The sequence below is a fragment of the Arcticibacterium sp. GJ41-1 genome, from assembly GCF_055808875.1.
In genome coordinates this window covers 4,255,072-4,271,083 of sequence record NZ_CM147888.1, presented here as the reverse complement: position 1 = coordinate 4,271,083, position 16,012 = coordinate 4,255,072, and the positions used below count along the sequence as shown (strand labels likewise).

The 16,012-nt window shown below is 36.9% G+C and carries 11 protein-coding genes; 8 read left to right on the top strand and 3 right to left on the bottom strand.

The window, feature by feature from the left end:
• Window positions 1-42 precede the first annotated feature (42 nt).
• Window positions 43-894: an AraC family transcriptional regulator gene (locus AC0L6O_RS17530; RefSeq protein WP_473304187.1), complete on the top strand. Its 852-nt coding sequence runs from the start codon at window positions 43-45 to the stop codon at window positions 892-894.
• On the opposite strand, the gene AC0L6O_RS17525 is transcribed toward AC0L6O_RS17530, so the two are convergent.
• Together AC0L6O_RS17525 and AC0L6O_RS17520 are read right to left on the bottom strand one after the other, a co-directional pair.
• Window positions 891-2,810 (bottom strand): helix-turn-helix domain-containing protein, encoded by a 1,920-nt coding sequence (locus AC0L6O_RS17525; protein WP_473304185.1) that lies wholly within the window; start codon window positions 2,808-2,810, stop codon window positions 891-893. The two genes, AC0L6O_RS17530 and AC0L6O_RS17525, sit on opposite strands and share 4 nt — an antisense overlap.
• 2 nt (window positions 2,811-2,812) lie before the next feature.
• A complete protein-coding gene (locus tag AC0L6O_RS17520; protein WP_473304184.1) occupies window positions 2,813-5,554 on the bottom strand; it encodes a DNA gyrase/topoisomerase IV subunit A in 2,742 nt (913 codons plus the stop codon).
• Between the two features lie 290 nt (window positions 5,555-5,844).
• Between AC0L6O_RS17520 and AC0L6O_RS17515 the strand changes: the two genes are divergently transcribed.
• Genes AC0L6O_RS17515 through AC0L6O_RS17505 form a run of 3 tightly spaced genes read left to right on the top strand, consistent with a single transcriptional unit; the run spans window position 5,845 to window position 8,755 of the window.
• The gene (locus AC0L6O_RS17515) at window positions 5,845-6,840 is read left to right on the top strand and encodes a sterol desaturase family protein (RefSeq protein ID WP_473304183.1); all 996 of its coding nucleotides are present in this window, start codon (window positions 5,845-5,847) and stop codon (window positions 6,838-6,840) included.
• Window positions 6,841-6,876: 36 nt separating this feature from the next.
• Window positions 6,877-8,058 (top strand): glycosyltransferase family 2 protein, encoded by a 1,182-nt coding sequence (locus tag AC0L6O_RS17510; RefSeq protein WP_473304182.1) that lies wholly within the window; start codon window positions 6,877-6,879, stop codon window positions 8,056-8,058.
• Complete coding sequence (locus AC0L6O_RS17505) at window positions 8,039-8,755, top strand: glucosamine-6-phosphate deaminase (protein ID WP_473304181.1); 717 nt, start codon at window positions 8,039-8,041, stop codon at window positions 8,753-8,755. Before AC0L6O_RS17510 ends, AC0L6O_RS17505 begins: the two co-directional genes overlap by 20 nt.
• A 2-nt stretch (window positions 8,756-8,757) precedes the next feature.
• Here AC0L6O_RS17505 and AC0L6O_RS17500 read toward each other — a convergent pair whose 3' ends face one another.
• Window positions 8,758-9,342, bottom strand: coding sequence for a MiaE family protein (locus tag AC0L6O_RS17500; RefSeq protein ID WP_473304180.1), 585 nt, complete (start codon window positions 9,340-9,342; stop codon window positions 8,758-8,760).
• Window positions 9,343-9,494: 152 nt separating this feature from the next.
• Here AC0L6O_RS17500 and AC0L6O_RS17495 point away from each other — a divergent pair, with 152 nt between their 5' ends.
• From AC0L6O_RS17495 to AC0L6O_RS17480, 4 genes are all read left to right on the top strand, one after another.
• On the top strand, window positions 9,495-11,441 hold the full coding sequence (locus tag AC0L6O_RS17495) for a sensor histidine kinase (protein WP_473304179.1): 1,947 nt from the start codon (window positions 9,495-9,497) through the stop codon (window positions 11,439-11,441).
• Window positions 11,442-11,449: 8 nt separating this feature from the next.
• A complete protein-coding gene (locus AC0L6O_RS17490) occupies window positions 11,450-12,163 on the top strand; it encodes a LytR/AlgR family response regulator transcription factor (protein ID WP_473304178.1) in 714 nt (237 codons plus the stop codon).
• Between the two features lie 103 nt (window positions 12,164-12,266).
• A complete protein-coding gene (locus AC0L6O_RS17485; protein WP_473304177.1) occupies window positions 12,267-12,719 on the top strand; it encodes a hypothetical protein in 453 nt (150 codons plus the stop codon).
• 138 nt (window positions 12,720-12,857) lie between these two features.
• Complete coding sequence (locus tag AC0L6O_RS17480) at window positions 12,858-15,929, top strand: choice-of-anchor Q domain-containing protein (RefSeq protein WP_473304176.1); 3,072 nt, start codon at window positions 12,858-12,860, stop codon at window positions 15,927-15,929.
• Window positions 15,930-16,012: the final 83 nt, after the last annotated feature.

Genomic DNA, 16,012 nt, shown 5'->3' with positions numbered 1-16,012 from the left:
GTCTTTATGTAGGATGTGTTAGTTTACTAGAAGATAATAAAGGTGAAAGCAATATTAGAGAGCGTACAAAAGACAAGTCTATCTTCTTTTAAAAGTTATTTACACGAAGTACCTCGTTTCGACTTTAAATGGCATTTTCATCCCGAGTATGAACTCACTTTTATTAGGAAAGGAAAAGGGAACAGGCATGTGGGAGATAGTTTGGAAGCTTTTGAGGAAGGCGACCTGGTTTTGATAGGTGCAAATATTCCCCATACATGGGTTTCTGATTTTGAGAAAGAATGCTGTCAGGCAGATGTAGTTCAGTTTAGTGAATTAGTAGTGTCTCCTCTTTTGGTGGGTTTGAAAGAGTTTGAGAAAGTGAAGACGCTGTTAAGAAAGTCTGATAGGGGAATTAGCTTCAAGGTCAATGGGAAAGAAGACTTCTTGATGTCAAAATTTAACGCTTTACATGAAGCCGTAGGTATGAGTAAGGTTCTTTTGTTGTTTGAACTCCTTAATGTATTAGCATCTAAAATCCCTTTTGATTTATTACTAAATACTGATTTTAAAAGCCAATTGGGCAAATCTGAAACAGACAGGATGGATACGGTTTTTAGTTATATCCAAAACAATTTTAGAGAACAAATTACACTAGAGAAGATGTCAAGTTTAAGCTGTCTTACTCCCACATCCTTTAGCCGATTTTTTAAGAAACAAACGCATCAGACTTTTGTAGACTATTTGAATGAACTACGGCTTACTGCCGCCATGAGGGAGCTGCAAGGAACAGATAAATCAATATCAGAAGTCGCTTTTTCTTCAGGGTTTAATACCTTGATGCACTTTAACAGGCTTTTTAAAAGAAAGCATTCTTGCAGCCCTAGTGTTTGGCGTAAGCAACATAAAAACTAGATTGAGCTTTCTTTTACCTCTTCAAAGTACTCTTTTGGTGTTTGTTTAGTAATTTTCTTAAAAGACCTATTAAAGGCCGTTTTCGAATTAAAACCCACTTCGTAAGCTAATGCCAGTAAAGTGTAATGACTAAACTTTTCTTGTTTTACCAAGTTTTTAAATTCATCTATTCTGTAACCATTAATAAGCTCAAAGAAGTTTTTACCGTAGTGCTCATTGATGGTTTTTGACAAAACATGGGGCTGCGTGTTTATTTGAGCGGCAAGCTCACTTAAGGTAAGTTTAGGGTTTAAGAAAGGTTTGTTCTCTTCAATATTCTTTTCCAAAGCTTCAATAACTGGCAAAATAGCTTCGGCCTGTAATGGGTCTTTTTTAGGCAGCGTATTTGCCGTCTTTTTATGAGGAGTACTTTCTAAAATGTCATCAAAAATGGAAATGTTTTCTGGCGTAGCCTTAAAGGTTTCTGGCTGGTGAATGGCAAAATAACCCAAGATGTAGGTAATCATGGAGAAAGAAAGCCAAATAAGGTCAATGAAGTTTTCCTGTAAGTCTACGGTCTCGTAATTGAAAAATCTTGACAATCCGAAAACCACAAAGAAAGCAAACCAAATGGTCAAACAGACAAACTGTATGATTAAAATGGTGGTCAGGTAATTTAGGTTTTGGTCGTAACTAAAGTTTGACTGAAATTGCTCTTGGTAGTTTTTGATAGTTTTTCGGAAGAGATTCCAGTAATAGGCATTCCACAGAAAACCGGCAAAACCAATGGCTAAAAACAGGATAACTAGTGAAGATTCCTGATTCATGATTCTGTCTAGCAAGGTTCTATCTGGCTGCAGTAAAAATGGCAAATAGATAATCAATTGAATCAAAAATGGAATAAAATGCAAGTACCATTTTGAAGGCAAACTCTCAATATTAAAAAGAAGCTTTCTTAGATAAAAGTAAAAAATAGGACCATAGAGAAAAATGACAAAGTCGGAGAAAAATAATACCTGAGAAAAGTACTGTACCGAGTTTTGATAATTAGAAAGCAAATAGAAAAAGATGCTGAATGTGGAGAGACCAATGGTGCAAAGGAGCCACTTATTAGTACCTGTATTATTAGATTGTAAGTTTGGAATGGCTATCAAAAGCAAAACTCCCTGAAAAATAGAAAATAGGAGGAGGAGGTCATAAATAGAATAAAAGCTAAAAGCACCTTGAAGGTCTTCCCAGCCAACTATTCTAAAGGTTAAATTGTCAACGTCGTCTGTAAATTCCCTTTTTAATGTTCTGTTAGGTCGGGCTTTTCCGCTTTCTCTACCTTCTACAGACTCCCATGAGCCTCTGGTAAATTTAAATTCTATTTCTTCAGAATCGGAGTATACCTTGCATCTATAACTTCCGTCTATAGACTTTTTTAACCTATAATTTTCGTCTGCTGGGTCCCAATTGTTAAAATTTCCCGCTACATAAATAGATGCATCTTTTGGCGTGTTTTCAGGAATGGCGTTTACTATAAAGCTGTAAACTATCTGCTCTTCCCAGCCTAAGATGGTATTATTTATGGTGGTTTTATTTAACTCATTTTGAGTATATATTCTGTTTGGCAGAGCCAAACCCGCTGGTGTACCTTCGGCAGTAGCCCAGGTACCCTGTGTGAATTTATATTCAAAACGCTCAGGTACGTTTTCTAAAACAATGCTGTAATGCGAAAGCCCAACTTTGGTCATGCGGAAGTCAGGGTCGCCTGCATTCCATTCGTTAAAGTCCGTAGCAATGTAGATATCGCCTTTTTCAATAAGCGGGTCTACCTCCAGTTTTACATCTACTTTTAACTGTGAGAAGCAAAACACTTGAAAACATAGTATGACCAAGGGCGTAAGAAAGGTTCTTAATAGACCTTGGTCAATATTTGCATGAAATCTATTCACATTTAAAATAGACCTAATTGGTTTTCAGAATCAGGGTCTTTGTCTTTTGGCTTGTTTTTATTTGGCTCAGACTTTGGGGTTTCAGGCTTTGGACTTTCAGCTTTCGGAGCTTCAGGTTTTGCCGCTTCAGGCTTCACATCTTCTTTTGGAGCAGCCTCTGGTATGCTGTTTTCTACATCGGCGTTGTTTTCAGCTCCATTGTCGCTTTCGTTATCATCGTCGTCGTCGGGAGTCTCTTCAGGCTTTTCTTTCTCAATGATTTCAGGCTCTAGCCATTTTACATCACTTATTTTCATAAATGGCAACTTGTTTCCAAGGGCTTTCCAGCCTTTTACGCCTACCAGTTCCTCTAATTTGAACTCAATTTTTTCTATGTTAGACTTGCGGTCTTTTTTAACTTTTAGCTCGGCTCTTGGTAAGTCGTCATAGGATATTCCTAAAAGCTCAGTTCTGTTATGTTCGGTTAAGAAGGCAAACTTCTTATCCATGGTAGTGGTTTCTATCTGGAACCTTTTGATGTAATAAATTCGGCTTTCTCCGTCATAGTAAATAGCTGTAATGATGCCTTCTTCTTCCAGTTTTGTTATCAACATGACCGAACGAGCGTCATAGTGATTGGTCAGTTCAAAATTGGTCAGTTCATACTCACCAGTTTTATAAAGTACCAGTACTTTATCTTCTGCCTCAAAGTTTCCTATGTAATCGCCGTGCTCGTCTCTGTTTAAACGTCCTAGATTTGGTGTGTACCAAATATCAACGCCGCCAAGTGTTGATTTACCAGCAGATTTAAGAGCTACTTTTCTTACAGGATACTTAGTAACCATGTTCCCCATGGAAGAGCGGCCTTTGATAAGTAAATCGGCAAAGTTATAGTCAAACTGCTTTTTCTTAGCAGTACTAGATGCTGTCAAACTAACGGTGACTATTTCGGCTTCTCCGTTTTCATTATCGCTAAAGTATAGCACTTTAGATTTTGGAGCTCCTTTGGTTACATCATATTCCTTATCTCTAGTGATGCTGGTTATATTGAAACGTTTGGCATAAGTTTTACCAGACTTGGCATCTAGGTAAATGGCATTGTAAATTCTACGTTCGTCGTTTTTACGCCAAACTGAGCAGTGGATAATGTCTTTACCCACAAAGTTTTTATCCGAAACTTTGGAAATACTATAGGTTCCGTCTCTTTTAAAAGCAATAATGTCGTCAATATCGGAGCAGTCCATCACAAACTCCTCTTTCTTGATGCCATAGCCTATAAAACCATTTTTACGGTCTACATAAAGCTTTTGGTTATTTGCTGCCACCACGGTAGCTTTCACCTCTTGGAATTCCAATAGCTCTGTTCTTCGCTCTCTGCCTTCTCCATATTTTTTGATAAGGTTATTGAAGAAGTCAATAGCGTAGTCTGTAAGATTTTCAAGGTGATGGTTCACCTCTTTAAGACTATCAATAAGCCTTTTCATAAGCTCATCTGCCTTAAAAGCATCAAACTTTGATATTCTTTTAATTCTGATTTCTGTCAATCTCAGAATATCTTCTCTGCCTATTTCTCTATAAAAGTCTTTCTTAAATGGTTCTAAGCCCTGGTCTATAGTGTCAATAACCGCTTCAAAAGTTTCACACTCTTCAATGTCGCGGTATATTCTGTTTTCAATGAAAATTTTCTCTAAAGAACTGTAAAGAAGTTTCTCCATCAATTCAAACTTCTTAATCTCTAGCTCTCTTTTAAGCAGATGTAAAGTTTGGTCTGTTGAGTCTTTAAGAATATCAGATACACTTACAAAGTGAGGTCTATCATCTCTAACTACTACGGCGTTTGGTGAAATAGAAACTTCGCAAGACGTAAATGCATAAAGAGCATCAATAGTAATGTCTGGCGATGTGTTAGTTCCTAAGTGAATAATAATCTCTACATCACGAGCCGTATTATCTTCTACTTTTTTGATTTTAATTTTACCGCGGTCATTGGCCTTAATAATAGAGTCAATCAAGTTACCAGTAGTAGTTCCATAAGGAATCTCTGATATCTTCAGGGTCTTTTTATCAACCTCTGAAATTCTTGCTCTAGCTTTAATTCTGCCACCTCTTGCTCCGTCGTTATAGGCACTCACATCCAAAATTCCTCCTGTAAGAAAATCAGGGTAAATAGTGAATTTTTGACCTTTGAGGTGTTTTATTGATGCTTCGCAAATTTCAATAAAATTGTGAGGCATAAGTTTGGTAGAAAGACCTACCGCAATACCCTCAACACCCATTTCTAGTAATAATGGAAATTTGGCCGGTAAGGTTACTGGCTCACGCTTACGTCCATCATAAGACATTTGCCACTCGGTGGTATCTTCATTAAAAAGAACCTCATTGGCAAATTTTGAAAGCCTTACCTCAATGTATCTTGGTGCAGCAGCACTATCACCTGTTCTAATATCTCCCCAGTTTCCCTGAATGTCTAACAATAGTTCCTTTTGACCTATGGTCACCATAGCATCGCCAATAGAGGCGTCACCGTGTGGGTGAAACTGCATGGTAGCTCCTATAACGTTGGCAACCTTATTAAATCGGCCGTCGTCCATTTCTTTAAGAGCATGCATTAATCTCCTCTGAACGGGCTTTAATCCATCTTCTGAGGCAGGTACGGCTCTTTCCAGAATTACGTAGGAGGCATATTCAAGGAAATAATCCTCAAACATGTCATCTAAAACTTCGTCTTGTTGGGTTGGGTCGTATGCTTGGTTTTTATCACTCATTATGTCAGAAATGCTTGTCTTTGTAGGGGTATATGCAAAAATAAAGAAATGTGGGTGAATTTAACTTTGTCAGCGAATGATTGCAAAAAAAATGTGCAAGTACTTATCAAAACTATCTGCAAAATTGAATTTTTAATGAAGTGTCATATTATTTAAGAATCAGATAATCAAACAGATTAAAAGGATTCTAAAATAGTGGTCAATTTTTGTATACGTAATTTGCTACATTTGAATTATATATTTAACCCTACAAGCCTTCTAAAATAGGCCTATTATTCAAAAAAATAAATATGGAAGTATTAAGTACACTCAAAGACGAGATTCTTGGATTTTTGGGCGTGAATCAAGTTTGGGAGCTACTAATGAGTGGTGATTTTAGCATTTTTTTAACTTGGGAAGGTATCAAAGCTATCTTAATTCCTTTTATCCCATTTCTACTTTTGCTAGAGCTGACTATGGGCTACATTAATAAAAAACCAGATACAAAAGTTTACCCTTCTGTATTTCTAATTTATGTGCTAAATAGGCTAATATCTAGGGTGATAGCCATTGGTATGACGGCAATAATTATTGCTCATTTGCAGTCTTACGCCCTTTTTCAAACTACCATGACCTGGTATTGGCTTATATACGGCTATGTGGTGTGGGAATTTGCTCATTTTATTTACCATTATTTAGGTCATAAGGTTCGTTTGTTTTGGTGCTTGCACTCTACCCATCACACGCCAGAAGACATGAACCTTTCGGTTACATATGCTCACTTTTTTTTAGAAGGAGCATATGCAGATATTATTAGAAGCACTATTTGTATTTTGGCCGGTGTACATCCTGCACTACTCTTTTTGATAATGTTTATTGATGGCACTTATGGGGCTTTTATCCATATTGGTGAGAGTATTTCTAAAAGTGGTAGGCTAGGTATTTACTCCAAATGGCTCTTAACACCGCTTCATCATCGTATCCATCATGCTCGAAATCCATTGTATATGGATACCAATTTTTGCAATATGCTTAATATTTGGGATAGAGTTTTTGGAACTTTTCAAGAAGAAGATAAAAATGTCAAAATTGAATATGGCATTACCAGAAACGTAAACACGAAGAATATTTTCGATGTCTATTTTGGCGAGTTTTATGAACTTTTTAAAGACGTTTGGAATGCACCTGGGCTTAAGAATAAAATTCTTTATGTGTTCAAAGCTCCTGGTTGGAGTCATACAGGAGAGCATCAAACAGCCCAAATTGTACGAGAAGCTTATTTGAAAAGTGAAGCGGCTTTGTCATGATTAAAAAGCTTTAATAGTTAATTTATTTAGTGTTTTATGGGGAAAAAGAATCCGTACCAAATCAAAGTTTGTATTCCTGCTTTTGGTGAGCCTGCTATCACCGCCACACTAGGTTCTTTGGCGGCATCTGATGTCGGGGATTTAGATTTGGAAGTCTTAATTCTGGTCAATGGTAGTTCAAAAGATTCCGAGGAGGTACAAGCCCTAAATAAAGCATCGTATAGTGAAGTTGAAAAGTGGATTCAGTCTTATAATGGAGGTATAAACTTTCAGGTTCTTAAAGATTTAGACTTGCCCAAAAAGCATGCGGGCGTAGGTTTGGCCCGTAAAGTTTTAGGAGATAAGGCAGCTGCAGATTTTACATCAAAAAATATAAATGGTGTCATAGTTTATCTTGATGCCGACTGCGAAGTAAAAGAAAACTACTTTCAGGCGATAAGTGCCTTTTTTGAGCATTCGACCTTTAATGCGGCGGCTATTCATTTTGAACATAAGATTTATGATGCCGAAAAGCAGCGAGATATTATAGAGTATGAGTTGCATTTGAGGTATTACATTTTAATGCAGCGTTATCTTAATCTTCCTTTTGCTATTCATACGGTGGGCTCTAGCATGGCGGTAATGTCGGATGTTTATACTGCCAAAGGAGGAATGAATAAACGGAAGGCTGGAGAGGATTTCTACTTTATGCATAAGTTTATAAAAGATGGAGAATGTGGTAATATTCATGCTACCACGGTTTATCCTTCGGGTAGAATTTCAGAAAGAGTGCCTTTTGGTACAGGAAGAGCTATGCTCAAATATGAGGAAGAGGGTTTTGAATGGCAGACATATAATCCAGAGGCCTTTTTAATACTCAAACCTTTTTTAGAAAGAAAGGTTAGTTTCTATGAATCCGATGTTGATTTTTCAGGTTTCCACGAAGGATTAATAGCTTATTTAGTGTCAATCAATGCCAAAGAGAAAATAGCGTTGATTAAAGAAAATGTAGCTTCTTTAGATGCTTTTGAAAAGCGTTTCTTTCAGTTTTTTGATGCCTTCCAGTTGATGAAATACCTCCATTTTTTACGTGATGAATATGGTGTAAATGATGTACCTATTTCAGAAGGAGTAACTTGGTATTTTGAGGAAGTATTGAACCAGAAAAAACCTTACGATTTAAACGAAGCACTTTTGACCATTAGAGAAATTGATAATTATGAAAATCAAAAAACATAAAGACTCGGAAGAGCTTTCATTGGCTGTCGCTAATTATATTATCCAGTTGGTAAAAGATAAACCAGATGCTACGATGGTGCTTACTTCAGGTGATACGCCTAAAAGAGCTTATCAATTGATTTCTGAAATGGGAGTGTCTGTAGATTTCTCTGAATCCATGATAATTGGGCTAGACGAATGGGTAGGAGTAGGGCCAGAAAGTGAAGGTAGCTGTAGGTATATAGTGGAAGAGAATCTTCTGAAACCGCTGAACATTTCCGAAGAAAATTATACGTTTTTTGACTCTTTAAGTTCCGACTTAGCCACTGAATGTAAGCGAGTGGATAAGCTTATTTTAGACAGAGGAGGTTTAGATTTTATTATAGTAGGAATAGGCCTAAACGGACACATTGGTCTTAACGAACCTGGCTATGGTTTTGATAACTATTGTCACGTGACAGATTTGGCTCAAATGACGATTGACGTAGGTCAAAAGTATTTTGACTCGGAAACGTCTTTGTCAAAAGGAATTACAGTAGGTCTAAAACATTTGTTGGAAGCCAAAACCGCAATGTTGATGGCCTCTGGAAATAAGAAAGCTAAAATTCTGAAAAACACGGTAAATGACGAGCCGTCATCAAAAATGCCCTCCACCGTTTTTCAATTACATAAAAATGGACTGATTTGGGTAGATAAGGAGGCTGGAAGAATGATTTAAAATCAATGCAAAGCAGCTCTTATAGGTAAGTTTTTGACCACTTCACATTCTTGGTCAACCCAATAAGACAGTCGGCTGTAAACCTTTTCTTCTGGGAAATAATTAAGAGCCATTTTGACAAAATTATGTCCGTGTTTGGCTTCAGATACCCAAAGGGTTTTATAGAATTTGGCTATTTCAGGGTCTGGGTGAGCATCTGCCACCATTTTAAAGCGTTCGCCACCGCGAGTTTCAAACACAGAGGCAATAAGAAGGCCATCTAAAAAGCGTCCTTCTATATCGCTATATCTAAGTTTCATGAGAGCCTTAATATATTGGTCATCAGCTATGCTGTGCTGCAGCTGTACGCCTCTAGCTTCCATTAATTTATAAACTGCCTCAAAATGCTGCAGTTCTTCTATTCCCGTGGCTATGAGTTCCGGAAGTATCTCTGTTCTGTTAGGATATTTAGCCACAAAACTCATGTTCATAGCAGAAGCCTTACGCTCACAGTCGGCATGGTCTTGTAAAAAACTATTAAAATCAGCCATGACGGCATCTAACCACTCTTGGCTACTCGCTCCTTTTATATCCAGATTCAATTTCATGTGGCGAAGGTAAAATAGAAATTAGTAAAACTCAATTAATTGAAGCTTTGGGAGTACGTTAAATAAAAAACTAGGCCCAGAAATTGGGTTTCGGTGGCAGGTTATTCTTTAAGCGTTGAAGATGTTAGGTGATATTGATACATTTATAGCAAGTGTATAAAACCATACTTACATATTGCTTTTGTGCTTTGGCTTTTTTGGGTTCAATGGGAGGGCAGGCTCAGCAGCTTCTACCTATAGAAATCTGTGAGGACTGTTTGAAGGAGGTTTTTAAGAATACCTTTGAAGCTACCAAAGAAGCACTTCCTCCCACACATAAAGACTCGGTCACTTTTAAACTTAAAGTACCAAGCGACAATGAGCAAAAGGGACTTTTATATGTTGGCGACAGCGAATACATAGATGTTTTTACTAAGTCGGATACTTTAAAAGCAGGGAAGTTTACTCCAAAAACAGCATTAGAATCTCCTTTTGCGAGGTATTTAATTCCCGTAAGTTTAAAAAAAGGAGAGAATGATTTTTTGGTGAAAATGTCTCAATACGACGGGAAGTACTTCACAGTAACACCGAAATTGATTTTAGGAAGTGATATTGAAGATGCGGTTTCACTTTATTATTTACAAAACGAAAATGCACGTACGGTTAATCTCATTTGCATTTTACTGTTATCGTTGCTGTTGATTTTTTCTCTTTATCATTTTGTGGTGCTCAGGAATAGGATTTATGGGGTGTATGGCTGCTACATATTCTCCATTTTGCTCTTTTTGTTTCTTTTTACAGACGAGTACCTGCAATGGCACTTTTTACTGCCCAATGATTTAAATAAATACGGAGCTTTAAACATAATTCCGCAGGGGTTCGTTTATGCGGTCTATACCGAATTTGGAATTGCCTTTTTAGATATCAAAAGGAAGGATAAATGGCTGTTTAAAGTAAGTAGGGTTTTTCAAGTTTTGATTATTCTATTAACCTCTTCTCATGCACTTTACCTCATTTTATCGGGTGGCGACCAAGAGTTTATTTTTAAGTATTTCTATAAGGTTTATCTGGTTCTTACGGTACTTTCTACATACATCACTTTTTACATCATTTTTAAATTTAAAGATAAACTAAAGTGGTTTCTAATTGTTGGTAGTTTGGTTATTGGTTTTGCCGTTTTAAATGAAATAACTAATGTATTTGTAATGGGTATTCCTAAGGCAAGAGATTTCTTTTATACGCAGCCAAGTGGCTTCTTGCATTTTAGCTTTTTGGAGATAAGTTATGTGATTGAAAGCCTTATATTTCTGATGGGTATAAATTATGGAAGTCTTAGAAAAGAAAAAGAGAATGTAGCCTTAAGAGAGAAGCTGATAGAGCAATTGCAAGAAAAAGAAATTTTGGAGAAAGAGGTGAATGAATTGCTTCAAGACAAACTGATAGCAAGTCAACAAAAACTTAATCTAGAAAAATTGACAACTGAAAATGAGCGGAATAAGTCACAATTGATGCAATCTCAATTGAGCTCCTTACAGCTCCAAATGAATCCCCATTATTTGTTTAATTCGCTAAATTCTATCAATGATTTTATCATTTCAAAAAAGCCAGAAGAAGCCTCAGAGTATCTAGCACTTTATGCGAGAATGATGCGAAATATTCTTCGGAATTCAGATAAGACATTCAACACTTTGGAGCAAGAACTACAATTTTGTGAGGATTATCTGTCGCTGGAATCTTTAAGGTTTGAGGATAAGTTTAAATATAAAATCATAAGACCTCAAAACGGAAAACTTTTAGACAGAAAGATACCAGGAATGATGCTTCAGCCCCTTCTGGAAAATGCTGTTTGGCATGGTGTGATGTCGCTAAAAAATAAGGGTTTGATAGAGCTTGAAGTGAGCGGAAATACTGCTGACGAAGTGGTCATAGAAATAAGAGATAATGGCAGCGGTCTGAAAGCAGGGGAAATAGGCAAAGATAAATCTTATGGGTTGAAGAATATTCAGGAAAAAATAGAGCTTTTGTTTAAATTGTATCAAAAGAAAATCTCCTTTGATATCAATAATAGGGAAGACGATAAAGGGGTTTTGGTGAAAATTAAGGTGCCATTTTTTGAGTAAATAAAAGCATGAAGTATACAGCCATACTTGTAGATGATGAGCAGCACGCTATTCGTACGCTTTCTGCTCAGTTGGGTTGGACTAAGCTTCCGATTGAGATTTTGGGTTTTGCTAATTCTGTGGATGAGGCAGAGGAGCTTTTAATAGAGTTTAAACCCGATTTTCTTTTTTTAGATATTAAAATGCCAGGGAAAGAGAGTTTTGAACTTTTTCCTGCCCTAGATCTTAAAGTGACAGATGTTATTTTCACCACAGCTCATGATGAATATGCCCTAAAAGCTTTTAAACACCAAGCCTCAGGTTATTTAATGAAGCCTGTTAGTACCAAAGAATTGAAGTCGCTGCTGGAAAAATTGATAAGTAGGCGAGGGGCATTAGCCGCAAGGCAGCAAGACTTGTTAATTGAAGAAAAGAATGGAATTCTTAGAATCCCATTGAATGATATTCTCTATATTTCTTCGGAAAGTAGTTTAAGTATTATTCATAAAACAGACGGAACTCAGCGGTCTGTAAACCGTCTCTTAAAGGAATTAGAACTGAAGCTTTCGGGAGAGCAATTTTACAGAACGCACCATCAATATTTGGTGAATTTGTCTAAGATAAAAGAAGTTACCAAATCTAGAAACTCTCACCTTGTTTTGACCTCTGGTAAAAAGTTGCCAATAAGCCGAGCTAAGAAGGTGGCATTTTATGAGGTGTTTAATGAACCACTCAGACCGTAAAATAGAAAACTATCCCAGTTATAGCGTTAGAAGTGCAGCTTATTTAAATTGAATGGAGTTTTAAACAAATTTTTTCGAAATTCATTCAAAACATAAGCTCATAATGGTAAGAATCATCTCTTTCACTCTTTTAATACCGTTTTTTTACCTTTCATCTTGCTCAAGTTCGGACGAACCTACCAAAGAATCTAATATTACTGGTAGTTGGTCAGGAACTATCGTTCAGCCTGAATTTGGTGAGTTGTTAGTTGGTTTCTCTATAAACAATACTACGCTTAATGGTCAAACCGGTACAGGAACATTTACATCAGGTGATATTTCTGTTTGCGACCCTAGTCAGTTTAACTGCATAGCTTTAGCTTGTTCATTTAAGCTTTCCACATTTTCAATGTCTGGTGACTTTTACCAGATTGACCAAATTATCAATGAAACTAACACTACCTGTGGTGATGGAACCTTTGAAGTAACATCTTTAAATGAGAACAGTATAAAGGTAGTATGGTTTGAAGAGGCATTTCCTGAGAATAGAGCTACAGGAACTTTGACTCGTCAATAATTTAATGTGTTAGTCTTACTGCCTATATTAGAAGTATTGGTGTTTAGCTTTTGCATTAACTTAAAGGTTCTAGTACTATTTTATACTGTATGGTTTCTAGAATATGATGTTTTTAGTCATTAGTAAATTTGGATTAAAATGAAATATCTAAGTCTTTTATTCTTACTCTTTGTCTCTAACCTTGTCGCATTTGCGTCAAATGAAAATAGAGGAGGGTTTATAATTTATGTAGATGCTTCCGCTGCTAAAGGAGGCAATGGGAGGTCTTGGTCTGTAGCATATAGATATTTACAAGATGCCCTGACGGAGGCTTCAAGTTTGACAGGAAATATTGAAATAAGAGTAGCTCAAGGCACCTATTATCCTGACGATGATGATGGTGGGAAATACACGGACGGCGACCGAAGTGCTTCTTTTTATATGTTGAATAATGTCATCATTAATGGAGGTTTTATGGCAGGGGGAAGTGTTTCCTCTGTAACAAGAAACTGGACAACTTATCCCACAATTTTAAGTGGAGATATTAACCAAGATGGAACAGATAAAACCTATCAAATTATAAAGAATGACTATATCAAAGCTACTCAGTTGACCAATTCTGCCGTTTTAAATGGTTTTATTATAGAGAATAGCAATGGCTACCCTCATGATGGAGGAGCTATTTATAATAATTGGAGCTCTCCAAAAATCCAGTATTGTCTTTTTAGAAATAATGCAGCTGCAATAGGTGGGGCTGTAGAAAATATTGAAAGCCGTCCCGTTTTTGAAAATTGCATTTTTTATGAGAATTCAGCCTCGTTTGGCGGTAATGTAATGAATAATGAAAGCAGCATTGTTACCATAATTAACAGCACTATAGCGGACAATACCTATGTAGGTCAGAGTAATACCGAAAGTATTTTAAGCGGAGACTCTCAAATAATTATCAAGAATTCTATTTTGTGGAATAATGGCACTGAGCTAGTGAATAAAACGGGTTCCCCTGCTAATATCTATAATGTTACCTATTCAAATATTGAAGGAGGGTACACAGGAAATGGAAATATTAATGCCGATCCACTATTTACTGATGCCGCTAATCATGATTATACCTTAAAATTATGTACCCCAGTTTATAATGCAGGCACTAATGCGGTTTCTATAGGTAATTTGGACTATGGCGGAGGAGCAAGAACGCTTTATGATACGCTAGATATGGGTGCCTATGAATATGTAACTGGACGCTTATACGTGAATACAAATGCGGTGGGAAATGACGATGGAAGCTCCTGGTCCGATGCGTATGTTTATTTACAAGATGCTCTTAGAACCCTGGAATTATGTGGTTGCCCTGGTGAAATTTGGGTGGCACAAGGGAATTACTATCCTGACGAAGGGGTGACCAGACTCAATAATTACAGAGCAGAAGCATTCAAAATGCTTAATAATGTTAAGATTTATGGAGGTTTCTTAGGCAATGAAACAAGTCTAGGCCAGCGTAGTTATGGTTTAAATACCACTGTTCTCCATGGAGACCTAGAGCAAGACGACCATTTAGGCGACTATAGCGGAAACGCTTATCATGTGGTACTGAATAATTATACTGAAGCTAATCCCCTAAATTCAAGTGCTGTATTAGATGGTTTTGTGATTTTCAGAGGTTGGGCCCGATGGAACAATATCAATGTTTATGGAGGAGGTATATATAATAAATATGCTTCGCCTACTATCCGAAATTGTAAGATTAACCAGAATTATGCTAACTCAGGCGGAGGAATGTTTAATGACCATTCCAGTCCAATTATTAGCAATTGCGAGTTTAACGAGAATGAGGCTTTGCAAAAAGGCGGAGCTATGTTTTACACGTTTTCTGATGTATCTATCGCAAATACAACTTTTTTTCGGAATAAGGCTACCAATCCAAATCAAAATGGTCTTAGTAGGGAAGGCGGAGCTATTGCTTTCACTGCTTCTTTCGGAGATATAGATGATTGTCATTTTGTTGATAATAAAGCAGATAAAAGTGCAGGGGCCTTACTGTTTACTTCATCTTCTGGCATTAATCTAGAATCTTGTAGTTTTTCTGATAATGAGTCAGAAAAGGGGGGAGCCATCCTTATAGCAACTGGCGAAAGCCCTAATCCACTTTTGGGTAATACTACTTTTGAAAATTGCACATTTACAAATAACTATTCATCTTTTGATTATGCCTATGTAGACCCTGGTCATTATGGAGGAGCTATATATGTTCAGTTTGGTACGGTGATTATAGATGATTGTGATTTTGATAATAATATTACTGAAAATTATGGAGGTGCCATTTATTTTTTCAGAGGCTCTTCGTCTGTAAATAATTGTACTTTCAATGATAATTGGGCCATATATTTAGATGGCGACCCCTCTATAGTTACGCCGGGAGGTGGAGCCATAGGAATAGGAACTAGTGCCATAGTAAGCATAGAAAACAGCCTTTTTAAAGACAATCGGGGTAGAGATATAGGAGGAGCTATTTATAACTTAAGTGATAATGTAGAAATATTAAACTGTCTTTTTGTTGATAATATAGCCAATGAAGGTCCTGGTGGTGCTATAGCAAACCATAACGCCTCGCCTTATATTAGAAGTTGTACTTTTTCAAATATCAATGCTAACCCTCCATCTACTATTTCTAATTCGGGTGATTCAGAGGCTTTTATTTATAATTCGATTTTGTGGGGCAATACTTATAATGCTGAGATTTCAGATTTTAATTCCTCTGAAACTACGGTTTCAAAAAGTATAGTGAAAGGAGGGTATATTTATAGTAATGATGTGATTGATGAAGACCCGCTTTTTGTAGCCCCAGGCTCAATGGATTTTACCTTAAAAAGGTGTTCCCCAGGTATAGACAAAGGGAATAATGCTTTCAATAATAAGTTGACAGACTATGCGGGTAATCCCCGAATATACAATGCTAAATTTCTCTCGGATTCAACCATTGACCTTGGGGCTTACGAATTACAAAATTCATTCCTTGTGGATTGCCTGTGTGAGACTGATTTGACTATTGCTTCGGGTTTTGACCATGGTACTTATCAGGCCGCGGAGTCAATAATCGCCTCTGGTACAGTTCCTTCGGGCGGAGGCGTACTTTTAAGTGCCGAAAATTCTATAGAGTTGGTTCCACCTTTTGAGGCAGATAGTCAAACTACTTTCAGAACTGAGTTAGAGGCTGGCTGTAAACCTAATTAAATTGGTTTTCTCAGATTGGGCTAATCCATTCACACAGAAAATCCTACCAACCACAAAGTTTTCATGTCTTCTGACACTAGATT